This is a genomic window from Cellvibrio chitinivorans, from assembly GCF_035117775.1.
Lineage (GTDB): Bacteria > Pseudomonadota > Gammaproteobacteria > Pseudomonadales > Cellvibrionaceae > Cellvibrio > Cellvibrio chitinivorans.
Window position 1 is genome coordinate 81,431 of the sequence record NZ_JAYKKN010000006.1, and the last position, 12,460, is coordinate 93,890.

At 47.5% G+C, this 12,460-nt stretch carries 6 protein-coding genes; 5 read left to right on the plus strand and 1 reads right to left on the minus strand.

Annotation, left to right across the window (positions count from 1 at the left end; all coding sequences use genetic code 11):
• Positions 1 to 22: 22 nt before the first annotated feature.
• A complete protein-coding gene (locus SPL68_RS15730) occupies positions 23 to 2,617 on the plus strand; it encodes an EAL domain-containing protein (RefSeq protein WP_323816121.1) in 2,595 nt (864 codons plus the stop codon).
• Between the two features lie 42 nt (positions 2,618 to 2,659).
• Here SPL68_RS15730 and SPL68_RS15735 read toward each other — a convergent pair whose 3' ends face one another.
• Positions 2,660 to 4,138, minus strand: a complete 1,479-nt coding sequence (locus SPL68_RS15735; protein ID WP_323816193.1) for a M48 family metalloprotease — start codon at positions 4,136 to 4,138, stop codon at positions 2,660 to 2,662.
• A 191-nt stretch (positions 4,139 to 4,329) separates the two neighbouring features.
• On the opposite strand from SPL68_RS15735, the gene SPL68_RS15740 reads away from it, so the two are divergent.
• The 4 genes from SPL68_RS15740 to aceF all read left to right on the plus strand — a co-directional run bounded on the left by SPL68_RS15740 (position 4,330) and on the right by aceF (position 12,422).
• On the plus strand, positions 4,330 to 4,629 hold the full coding sequence (locus tag SPL68_RS15740; protein WP_323816122.1) for a sulfurtransferase TusA family protein: 300 nt from the start codon (positions 4,330 to 4,332) through the stop codon (positions 4,627 to 4,629).
• 63 nt (positions 4,630 to 4,692) lie between these two features.
• Positions 4,693 to 7,635, plus strand: a complete 2,943-nt coding sequence (locus SPL68_RS15745; protein ID WP_323816123.1) for an insulinase family protein — start codon at positions 4,693 to 4,695, stop codon at positions 7,633 to 7,635.
• Between the two features lie 447 nt (positions 7,636 to 8,082).
• A complete protein-coding gene (aceE, locus tag SPL68_RS15750; protein WP_323816124.1) occupies positions 8,083 to 10,734 on the plus strand; it encodes a pyruvate dehydrogenase (acetyl-transferring), homodimeric type in 2,652 nt (883 codons plus the stop codon).
• A gap of 92 nt (positions 10,735 to 10,826) precedes the next feature.
• Positions 10,827 to 12,422 (plus strand): dihydrolipoyllysine-residue acetyltransferase, encoded by a 1,596-nt coding sequence (gene aceF, locus SPL68_RS15755; protein ID WP_323816125.1) that lies wholly within the window; start codon positions 10,827 to 10,829, stop codon positions 12,420 to 12,422.
• Positions 12,423 to 12,460: the final 38 nt, after the last annotated feature.

A 12,460-nucleotide genomic window follows, 5' to 3' on the forward strand; every position in this document is an offset into this window, starting at 1 on the left:
GAGGAAGGGCGAACTATTTACTATGCAACAATCCAGTCCTGCGAGTGATTCGGCAAGTCAAATACCGGATGAGCTTGCTACCAGCAACGCAGTGGATGCGTCCAGTATTGCGTCTTGGAACATGGATGTTAGTAGCGGAGAGATTTATATCTCGCCGGAGTTTATCTCGTCCCTTTTGGTTTCGCCCCCTTTTGTCTCGTCTCTTAGTGATATTGCTCCCGCTCACGACTTATCTCATGTGACGGACTTGTTATCGCTGCTGCCCAGCGCCGATAAATATCTCTTTCTCCAAGCGTTTAATACCGATATCCAGGATCAGGATACTGAGCGCTTGCGCTCGTGCGATCTGCGTTTAATCGGCCTTGCAGGTGAGCCGCGCTTGCGTTTTGTCGGGCGTTTACTGGCGGGTGGAAGCGGTCGTCGCTTTGCCGGTATGGTAATTAATGCTCGCCATTTTTTGGTGACACCTGCAGATCAATATAGCCTGCCATTCTTATCCGGGTTGTTTGAAAATAATCCAATTCCCAGTGCGCTTACCGATAAACAAGGTGTGGTGCTCTATCTAAATGAAACTATGGCGAGGCTGTTTCATTTGTCGTCGCAGCAGGCTGAAACTACAGTTGGCTTTTATTCTATTTTGCGTGATAAACGTATTAGTGCTGATTCGGAAATCCATGACGTGATTCGCTCGGTTTACACCGAAGGCAAAGTGCAAACTTTGGATATGCATTACGCACTGGGTGCACTTCATCGCAGCCGATTTATTGGCGATAAAAATTTGTTTTTCCGCGCAAGTTTTTTACCTATGCGCAATAAGCAGGGCAACATCGATCAGGTGCTAGTGCAATGTCAGGATTTATCGCGGGAAAAAAGTGCACGCGATGCATTGCAAGAAAGTGAGGCGAGCTACAAAGCATTTATCACCAATAGTTCAGAAGCTATTTGGTGCTACGAAATGCAGCCACCAGTTGCTGTTCATTTGGCGCTGCCGATGCAGGCTAAAAAAATTGCCCAGAGTGCGCGCTTAATCGAAGCCAATAAGATTTTGTTGAATATGCTCAGTGTTAATTCGCTGGATGAAATTTTAGGTATGGGCTTGGTAGAAAGTGGCTCGACGAATTATGTGTTTGATATTGATTATTTTGTAAGTCACAACTATCAAATGGTCGATCACGATGTGGTGCGGGAAGATCATCGCGGTAAGCAGTATTTTTTCCAAATTTCCTGCACCGGAATTGTCGAGGATGGTTATTTAAAGCGTGTGTGGGGAACGACTAAAGATGTTACCGCGCGCAAACGTTATGAAGAAAAACTGCGTTATCAATCGTTTCATGACTCTCTCACTGCTTTGCCTAACCGAGAAAAACTCTACGCCGATATGCGCACCTGTTTTGAGCAGCGCGGTGCGGATCAAATCAGCGCTTTGTTGTTAATCGACTTGGATCGATTTAAAGAAATTAACGATACCCTCGGCCACAATGTGGGCGACCGTTTGTTGCAATTAATCGGCCCGCGCTTGGCCAATGAAATGTCAGAAGTGCCGGGCACGGTTGCGCGTTTGGGCGGCGATGAATTTGCCGTATTTTTACCGCGCATTCGCAACTCGCATCAGGCGGTGGTGTTTGGGCATCGCCTATTGGATGCGCTCTCGCAGGAATTTGAACTGGATGGTTTTACCTCGCAGATTTCTGCCAGCATGGGCATCGCCATAGCACCGCAACACGCACAGGATAAACATGGATTGATGCGCTATGCAGATATCGCCATGTATCACGCCAAAAGCCAAATGTTAGGGCTTTCGGTTTACAGCCCTGATTATGATCCTCACTCGACTAAACGTTTGGCGATTGTGAGTGAGCTGGGGCGCGCAATTCGCGAACATCAACTGTGTTTGTACTATCAGCCCAAAGTGCGGTTGAGCGAGCAGCGCTGTTATGGTTTTGAAGCATTGATTCGCTGGGTGCACCCTGAATTGGGGTTTGTATCCCCGGCAGATTTTATTCCGATTGCAGAATTAACCAGTGTGATTCATCAACTCACGGCGTGGGTGTTGGAAACTGCAATTGAACAATGCCGCCGCTGGCAGGATCAGGGCATGGCATTAAGCGTTGCGGTGAATTTATCAGCGCGCAATTTAATGGATGACAATATCGCTAAATTGGTTGAGCGATTGTTGTCCAAGTATCGATTGCCCGCATCGCGTTTGGAATTGGAAATCACTGAAAGTGCCATCATGACCGACCCGGCTCGCGCACTGCGTAATTTGGATGCGCTGCATGAATTGGGGGTGCACTTGGCGATTGACGATTTTGGTACAGGTTATTCATCGCTTGCGTATTTAAAACGGCTTCCGGTACAGACGCTGAAAATCGACAATTCATTTGTGAGCAATATGCTGGAAGATTTACAGGATGAATTGATCGTCAGTTCGACTATCCATCTTGCACATAATATGGGTTTGCGAGTAGTTGCCGAAGGGGTGGAAGATGAGGCGCTGCTAACGCGTTTAAATGAGATGGGGTGTGATGAAGTGCAGGGGTATTTTATTGGCCGTCCAATGGCGGTGATAAATGCCGATGAGTGGATCCTGACATCCGGTTGGATCAAACAGCCATAGCGTTAACTCTGGCTGTTCTGATCACAACTTAAAGATTGTTTGCTAGAAACCTTCCATGCGCATTTGCGCTTCGACATATTTCAAGCGCTCTTCCAACAAGGCTGTGCGATACGCATTGCCTTTGGTCATCTTGAGCGCATTGCGCAATTGAATTTGCGCGCGATCATAAACACCGTTCAAAATAAAATATTCTGCGCGTGCTTCGTGTACGCCAAGAATATTGCCCGCCAAGCCGTTCACTTCAGCCAATAAATACCACACATAATCATCGTTGCTGCGCTTGCGTGAATAGCGGTCGAGAATATCGGCTGATTGCTGATAAATCCCCGCCTTCATCAAGGCTTCGGCATGGCGAATGATTAACGGGTAGCTGTCTGGATGTTGCTTAAGTTGCGCCTCAATTATTTCCAATCCCGCTTTGTAGCGCTCGGCTGCGATTTCAATATCTGCACGCATGATTTGGTAAGTCACGCGATCAGGGTCTTTTTCTAACAGCGGCGCGAGAGCATCGCGCGCAGCATCAAATTGGCTCGATTCCATCAGTGCGAGCGCCCAGCCATAACGGCTGGCATCAGGGTGATCGCTTTCTTTATCCAGTTCGCTTTTAAACATGCGTGCGGCGATTTGCGGCGTTTCTTCTGCTTTGACTCTCACACGGGTGCGGATGAGTTGGAACTCGGTATCGTCGGCAGCGGGTTTACGTGGATATTTCATGGCGCGGTTGCGGGCATCGGCCACACGGGTCTCGCTTACCGGGTGAGTGAGCAGATATTCCGGTGGGCGGCGATTCAGGCGGTTGGCGCGCACCATTTGCTCGAACATATCGGCAGCGCCATAAGGGTCAAGGCCGGCCTCAACGATAGTCTGCATACCAATCCGATCCGCTTCCTGCTCGTTCTGGCGGCTAAATGCCAAGGCAGACTGCTGCGCTGCCGCTTGCGTCCCCATAATCGCAGCCATACCAGCATCGCTATTGCTGTTAGCGGCCAGCACCAAACCGGCCAACATGCCAGCAAGCATGGGCACCATCATATTCTTCTGCTTTTCCAGCTGACGTGCGTAGTGGCGCTGGCTTAAATGCCCTAGTTCGTGGGTAAGTACAGCGGCCAATTGGCCCTCTGCCCGAGCGTACATTAATAGGCCGGTATGTACCCCGATGATATTTCCGGGTACCGCAAAGGCGTTAAGCGTGTTATTTTCAGCGACAATCAGGTCGATCCGTTTGTCTGTGAGCTGACTATAAGGAAGCAGTTGGTCAAATAGCTGTTCCAAATAGTCAATGATCAGGGGGTCGGAAGAGGTGGGGACTTGGCTGCGGTAAGCGCGCAGCCAGCGCTGCCCCAGCACCTTTTCCTGTGCCGGAGAAATCATGATGGAGCTGGTATCGCCCAAGTCAGGTAGTTGTATCTCCGCATGGCTGGCAAAAGGGTCGGCGATGAGGCTTCCAACCAGCAGGAAGCTAACACAAGCGGGGGTGAGAAGACGTTGGCTGATAACTGAAAGGCAACGTTGAAAAAGCATACGCACGGTACTGATCGACTCCTGCTGGAACCCGCCGGGATGACTTTGGCGGCAAAAAAAGAGGTCACAACTCTAGCCTTTTTGGTGCGTAAAGACTAGGTTAGCACCCGTTTATGACCTTGAACCCTTAGTTCGGTTCGACTTTCCCGGGAATAAATACCGCCTCTGGCAAGATTGCCGCGCGGCGATTTATGAATATACTCGCGCCAGAAATTGGTTGGATATACGTCTTGAGTGAAGCTATTGATTGTTTTGCCCACCCCGTTAATCGTGAACTGGATGCCCGCGGCTTGCGCTGCCCTATGCCGCTGTTAAAGGCTAAACAGGCACTGCGCGACATGGCTACAGATGAGTTATTGCGTGTGTTGGCGACCGATGCTGGATCGGTGCGCGATTTTCAGGCCTACGCACAGTTGAGTGGTCAAACCTTGTTGGCGTTTGCAGAAAAAGATGCGGTTTACTGCTACTTGCTTAAAAAGTCAGCGGTATAGCGCTTATTTGATTGATCGGTCATGTGATTGTTGAATATTGATCAATGGCTAAGTGAGTTCGTTATGGTGAGATTGAGTTGCAAAAGTGGCCTGAGCGGCTGCGCATTCTGGTTAATAGCCGTCGTAAGCGCGCTTGCGTGTCAGCCTTTGCTGGCGCAAGAAAGTCGTTCCGACGAAACTGAATCCAATAGCACTCGCTCTTTATTTAATGCAACGATTGATCTCAATAGTGCCACCGGAATTATTAAAAGCGAAAACGATAAGCGTAATTACCGTTATCTGAAGCTGGATAACCAGTTACAAGTCCTATTAATTTCTGATCCTTCCACCGAAAAATCTGCTGCCGCGCTGGATGTTAATATTGGCGCAAACCAAAACCCTGCTGATCGCGCTGGCCTTGCCCATTTTCTTGAGCATATGTTATTTCTCGGTACGGAAAAGTATCCAGAAGCAGGTGAGTATCAAGAATTTATCTCCCAGCATGGCGGCAGCTTTAATGCCTACACCGCCGCTGAAAATACCAATTACTTTTTTGATATCGATAATGACCAGCTTTACCCTGCGTTAGATCGCTTTGCGCAATTTTTTATCGCGCCCTTATTTAGTCCCGAATATGTTGAGCGCGAGCGTAATGCGGTCAACTCTGAATATCTTGCCAAGTTAAAAGATGATGGTCGGCGTGAATGGGATGTTTATCGTGATCTGATGAATCCTGCGCACCCCGGCTCTACTTTTTCTGTGGGCAATTTATCGACTCTTGCGGATAGGGAAAGGCGTTCTGTTCGCGATGATATGATTGCTTTCTATCAGCAATATTATTCGTCTCATTTGATGAGCCTGGTGGTTTTAGGGCGAGATAATTTGGATGCACTCGAATCGGAAGTTCGCTCCCGTTTTAGTGATGTGCCTGAGCGCGAGGTTGACATCCCACGCCAATACCCTGCGTTATTCGATGCGCAGCGTCTGCCTGCCAGTGTGGAAATCAAGCCGGAAAAAGAGCTGCGTCAGCTGACTTTTAACTTTCCGATTCCAAACCCGGACCAGTTCTACGAAAAAAAGCCGTTTGTTTATATTGCTAACTTATTGGGGCATGAAGCTGACGGCAGCTTGTTATCCTTATTAAAGCGTCTGGGGTGGGCCGATGCGCTTGCTGCTGGTGTGAGCATGCAAAGCCGCAGCGATGCAGTGTTCCAATTAAGCATCCAATTGACGCCACAAGGTGTGCGTGCACGTGATCAAATTGTGTCGCTGGTTTTTTATTGTCTTGAGCAGTTACAGGTTCGGGGGCTTTCGTCCTGGCGTTACACCGAGCTGCAAGAATTAGCTGATTTGAATTTCCGTTTTCAGGAAAAGGTTCCTCCTATCCAAACGGTAAGTGCGCTCGCTCAAAATATGCATATCTATTCGCCAAAAAATATTCTGCGTGGCGATTATGTCTATACCGCTTATGACGAACGCCTGATTAAGAAGAATCTGGCGTATTTAAATAGTGATAATTTGCTACTGGTATTAACTGCGCCGAACGTTGAACCTTATCGTGTCTCACCTTTCTATGCTGCTCCATTTGTAGCGCGTGCTGGTATCCCGGAAATACTGGATTTGAAGCAGGGTGTACGCAAAGAACTGTTTTTGCCTGAAAAAAACCTCTTTATCCCCAAGCGTTTGGCTGTGAAATCTGGTTCCATGCTGGAAGAGCATGGTGCGGTTGATGCCAAGCCTCAGCTGATTCTCAATAATAAAAATATGCGTGTATGGTTTGCACAAGATCAGCAATTCATGCAGCCAAGAGCATTAATTAATTTGCGGATTAAATCGCCTCAGGTTGCCATGAGTGTGGATGGTGCTGCACAGGCGCATTTATTTACTGCACTGATGGCAGATCAGCTGAATGAATTTTCCTATCCTGCGAAGCTTGCTGGTATAGATCACTCGGTAGTGGCAAATCCGCGTGGGTATGACATCAGTGTGTTCGGATATTCCAGTCGCCAAGGGTTGCTAGTCAATAAAATCACGGAAATGATGCGCACCAGCAAATTTAATGAAGAGCGTTTTAAGCTGATTAAAGAACAACTACTGCGAAATTGGCGCAATCAAAATAAAGATTTGCCATATCAAGTTTTAGCCAAGCAGCTACCTGTTATACAGGTCGATCCTTACTGGAGTAATGAGCAATTAATTGCTGCGCTGGAGGATAAGACCCTTGAGCAGTTTTCACGGTTTGCCAGCCGCCAACTGATTGATGCAAAAATAGATGCGCTTTTTTATGGAAATTATTTTCACGCAGAAGCATTAAAGTTTGCGGTATTAGTTGAGCATGAACTATTGAGCCGACAAACAGGTCGCGATTTGCCCCCGCTGAATTTGCTGTTATTGCCTACTGATTCTGAAAAGCCTTGGCGTTATGTCCACAAGCTTGAGCATGATGACAATGTTGTTGAATTATTGGTTCAAAATAAGTCCACATCAGTTAATGATGCCGCACACATGATGCTGGCACGCCAGCTACTCCAGCCTGAGTTTTACAATCAACTTCGCACTGAAAAACAGTTGGGGTATGTAGTGACTGCCGTTGCTGCGCCAGCATTAAATCTTGAAAGCAGCCTATTTGTAGTGCAGTCGCCAGAAGTGGAAGAAGAAAAAATTATTGCCGAAATCGATACTTTTCTTGAGTCGCAGGTTGCGCAATTAAACGAAGGCTTTTTAATTAATCAACAAGCATTAATTAAAAAAATGCGCGAGCCAGCGCGTTCATTGAAAGAGCAGGGCGAGCGTTACTGGAATGCGATTACTGTATATGACGGTCACTTTTCACGTCGCGCCGAGCTTGCTGACGCACTTGCCAAAATTACCCCTGAATCACTTGAGCAATTTTATCGTTCGGTATTTATGAATAATGCACGGCGTTTGTGGTTAACATCTGAATCACCTGTTGAGAGCGAGCAATATTTTCAAATTGATGATTTGTTGGGTTATAAGCAACACATGCAAAAAATTGCACAGCCTTAAATGGCTTATCGTACATTTATAAATCATCATCTGAGTAATTGTGTTTTTTTGCTGTTTTTTGGTGCAAAAATCAGCAAAATTTATCAAGTTTTTTACTGATTTCTGCTTGGTTAATCGCAAAACTTTGAGTAATAATGCCAGCCCGGTTGCGAACCGGATTTTCGCTGTGAATCTGTATTTAATTCGCGCGATTCGGCAAGTTGTGCACTAAAGTTGTGCCCCTCCAGAGTGTTACCAAGTTGGGTAGGGCTGGTAAAAAATTCCCACTTATGCAAGAATTCGGGGATTTTTTACACAAGTAAAAGGAATATTCCTCCTGTAACTCCATGAAAAATCTGCACATTTTTTTGAAGGTGAGCAAATTTCATGCGAGGCCCAGATCCAAATTCCTGTTTAGATACTACTGCTACGTGATGTGCGCCTATGCGCATAGCTGAGGAGATTTGAATGCTACAAGATATCGATGCCATTGAAACAAAAGAGTGGCTGGACGCCCTTCGGTCAGTTGTACGTCATGCCGGCAAAGACCGCGCAGCGGAATTATTAAAATCACTGTCTGAGTCCGCCGTTAATCATGGCATTGAACAGCCTTCATCTATTCAGACTCCCTACCGCAATACTATCTCTACCGACAAAGAAATTACTGCACCTGGCGATGTAGCTCTTGAGCGCAAAATTCGCTCAATTATCCGTTGGAACGCCATGGCTATGGTGATGAAAGCCAATGATAATGATGATGGCCTTGGCGGTCACATTGCATCTTTCGCGTCATCTGCCACTTTATATGATGTAGGTTTCAACCACTTTTTCCGTGGTAACGATGGCGATACCCCTGGCGACCTGATTTATTTCCAAGGTCACGTATCACCTGGTATGTATGCCCGTTCTTATGTAGAAGGGCGTTTAAATGAATCCCATTTGGACAATTTCCGTCGTGAAGTAAACGGCGGTGGTTTGTCTTCTTATCCTCACCCTTGGTTGATGCCGGATTACTGGCAGTTCCCAACTGTTTCTATGGGCTTGGGGCCAATCAAATCGATTTATCAAGCACGCTTTAACCGTTATATGGAAGCGCGTGGTTTGATTCCTGTGACCGACCGTAAGGTGTGGGCATTCCTAGGTGACGGTGAGTGCGATGAGCCGGAAAGCTTGGGTGCTATTTCTCTCGCAGCGCGTGAGAAGCTGGATAACCTGATTTTTGTGATCAACTGTAACTTGCAACGTCTTGATGGTCCGGTGCGTGGCAACGGCAAAATCGTGCAAGAGTTGGAAGGTGTGTTCCGCGGTGCTGGTTGGAATGTTATTAAAGTTCTCTGGGGTCGCGGTTGGGACAAACTGCTCGCTAAAGACAAAACCGGTCTGCTGCAAAAGCGCATGGACGAAGTGGTTGATGGCGAGATGCAAAACTACAAAGCCAACGGCGGCGCTTACACTCGCGAGCATTTCTTCGGCAAATATCCAGAGTTGCTGGAATTGGTTAGCGACATGAGCGATGACGACATCATGGCGCTGGCGCGTGGTGGTCACGATTCGCACAAGGTATATAACGCTTACTATCAAGCAGTTAATACCAAAGGCAAGCCAACGGTAATTCTTGCTCAAACCGTAAAAGGTTACGGTATGGGTTCATCAGGTGAGGCGATTAACAAGACTCACTCGGTGAAGAGCCTGATAGTTGACGATCTGAAAAAATTCCGTGATCGTTTTGAATTGCCTATCAGCGATGAAGATCTGCCGAGCCTGCCTTACTACCGTCCGGCAGAAGACAGCCCGGAAATGCAGTACATGAAAGCGCGTCGCACCACCCTGAAAGGTTTTGTACCTTCTCGCGATGCCAGCTTTGATCCGCTGTTGGTTCCAGCGCTTGAGGCTTTCGCTGCACAGTTGAAATCAACTGGCGAGCGCGAAATCTCTACCACCATGAGCTTCGTACGTATCCTGTCGTCACTGGTTAAAGACAAGCAAATCGGCAAGCAAATTGTGCCGATTGTTCCCGACGAAGCACGTACCTTCGGTATGGAAGGTATGTTCAAGACTGTCGGTATCTATTCATCCGAAGGTCAGAAATACGTTCCTCACGATGCCGGTCAAATGATGTCTTACCACGAGTCGGCCACTGGTCAGATTCTGGAAGAAGGTATTAACGAAGCAGGTTCTATGGCTTCCTGGATTGCTGCAGCGACTTCCTACAGCAACTACAAAAAGCCGATGATTCCGTTTTACATTTACTACTCCATGTTCGGCTTCCAACGTATTGGTGACTTGGCATGGGCAGCGGGCGACTCACAAGCGCGCGGCTTCCTGATGGGAGCTACTGCTGGTCGTACTACCCTAAACGGTGAAGGTTTGCAGCATCAGGATGGTCACAGCCATGTATTTGCTAATACCATTCCTAATTGTCGTTCTTATGATCCTACCTACGCTTATGAGCTGGCGGTGATCATTCAGGATGGCATCAAGCGTATGTATCACGACAATGAAAACGTGTTTTACTACGTTTCATTGATGAATGAAAACTATCAACACCCGGATATGCCAGAAGGTGCCGAAGAAGGCATCATCAAAGGTATCTATCAATTGGAAAAAGGTACTGGTAAAGCCAAAAACCGTGTTCAATTGATGGGTGCAGGTACCATTCTGCGTGAAGTGCGTTTTGCAGCAGAAATCCTGCGCAGCGAATTCGATGTTGAAGCGGACGTTTGGAGCGTGACCAGTGTAAACGAGCTGACCCGCGACGGTCAGCGTGCAACTCGCTGGAACATGTTAAATCCTACTGCGACTCCACGTAAGCCATACATTACTCAGGCTTTGGAAGCTGCTGAAGGTCCATTCATTATCTCTACTGACAACCTGAAAACCTATTCCGAGCAGCTGCGCGCTTATATTCCAGGCGACTACACTGTGTTGGGAACTGAAGGTTTTGGTCGCAGTGATACCCGTACCCAATTGCGTCATTTCTTCGAAGTGAACCGTTACTTCGTGGTAATTGCGGCACTCAAATCTTTGGCAGACCAAGGCAAGATTAAAGCCGATGTGGTCGCTAAAGCGATTAAAAAGTTTGGCATTGATCCGGAAAAAGCGGATCCAATGAGCGTATAAAACTGTCGCCCTCTCAAAAAGAGGGCGATGTTGTTTGTATCCGTCCAAAACATTTATCAAATGTAGAAATAACCGATTAGCGAGGAACTACAGTGGCAATTCAAACTATTAAAGTGCCTGATATTGGCGGCGCAGAAGGCGTTGAAGTAATTGAAATCTCCGTAAATGTAGGTGATGTAATCGCCGAAGGTGATTCAATTGTCGTGCTTGAAACCGACAAAGCTTCAATGGAAATTCCTGCCGATAAAGCGGGCAAGGTTGTCGCTATTAAAGTGAATTTGGGTGATAAGGTTTCGCAAGATAGTCTTCTGCTTGAAGTAGAAGCTGAAGGCGAAGCTGCTGCACCAGCTCCGCAGGCCGCAGAGCCAGCCCCTGCAGCCGCCCCGGTTCCAGCTGCTGCACCAGCAGCAAGTGCTGAAGTGAATATGGTGGTTCCCGATATCGGCGGCGCAGAAGGCGTTGAAGTCATCGAGATTTCCGTCAATGTTGGCGATGACGTTGATGCTGGCGATTCATTGATCGTTCTTGAAACTGATAAAGCATCTATGGAAATTCCTGCTGAAGCGGCCGGTAAAATTGTGAGCCTCGCAGTAAAAGTAGGCGATAAATTATCCCAAGGTTCAGTGATTGGTGTATTGGCTACAGCTGCTGGTGCCGCTCCAACCGCAGCACCAGCAAAAACTGAAGCTGCGCCAGCGCCAAAAGCTGAAGCACCTGCTGCACCTAAAGCAGAAGCGCCGAAAGCGGCATCTGCACCTGCTGCAGAAGTAGAGCAAACTGGCGATGTATACGCTGGTCCAGCTGTGCGCAAATTGGCTCGTCAACTGGGTGTCGATATGGGCAAAGTCTCTGGCACAGGTCCTCGTGGCCGCTTGCAGAAAGATGACATTCGCTCTTACGTGAAGCCAATTGTACAAGCGGCTCAATCTGGCACTTCTGTTGGCGGTTCAGGTATTCCAGCTCTGCCAGTGATCGATTACTCCAAGTTCGGTGAAATCGAAATCGTTAAGATGAGCAAGATCAAGAAATTGACTGCTGAAGCCATGACTCGCAGCTGGTTGAATGTTCCGCGCATTACTCAATTTGACGATGCCGACATTACTGATCTGGAAGCTTTCCGCAATAGCATGAAAGCCGAAGCAGAAAAGCGTGGCAGCAAGTTGACTCCATTGCCGTTCATCGTAAAAGCTGCTGCAGCTGCGTTAGTTGCTGAGCCTTCATTCAATGTTTCTATGCATCAAGATGGCGAAAGCATCGTACACAAGAAGTTTGTAAACATTGGTATCGCGGTAGATACACCAAACGGTTTGTTGGTTCCTGTGGTTCGCAATGCGGACAAAAAAGGCCTGTTTGAACTGGCCGATGAAATCAATGTGCTCGCTAAAAAAGCACGCGATGGCAAGTTGACTCCAGCAGAAATGCAAGGTGGTTGCTTCACCATTTCTAGCTTGGGTGCAATGGGCGGTAACGGTTTTACTCCAATGGTATCTGCTCCGACTGAAGTGGGTATTTTGGGTGTTTCCCGTGCGCAAATGAAACCTGTATGGAATGGTAAAGAATTCATTCCACGCAATATGCTGCCATTATCTCTGTCATACGATCACCGCGCAGTGAACGGCGCTGATGCTGGTCGCTTTATGACTTATCTGGTGTCAGTAATTGGCGATTTGCGTCGCCTGTTGTTGTGATAATTGCGTTTGTTCAGATAGCTGAATAGCGTTAATTT

What these genes read in the sequence shown, in the direction of transcription:
- SPL68_RS15730 (WP_323816121.1), top strand. Translation starts at nt 23, where the DNA reads ATGCAACAATCCAGTCCTGCGAGTGATTCGGCAAGTCAAATACCGGAT.
- SPL68_RS15735 (WP_323816193.1), bottom strand. Translation starts at nt 4,138, where the DNA reads ATGCTTTTTCAACGTTGCCTTTCAGTTATCAGCCAACGTCTTCTCACC.
- SPL68_RS15740 (WP_323816122.1), top strand. Translation starts at nt 4,330, where the DNA reads ATGAATATACTCGCGCCAGAAATTGGTTGGATATACGTCTTGAGTGAA.
- SPL68_RS15745 (WP_323816123.1), top strand. Translation starts at nt 4,693, where the DNA reads ATGGTGAGATTGAGTTGCAAAAGTGGCCTGAGCGGCTGCGCATTCTGG.
- aceE (WP_323816124.1), top strand. Translation starts at nt 8,083, where the DNA reads ATGCTACAAGATATCGATGCCATTGAAACAAAAGAGTGGCTGGACGCC.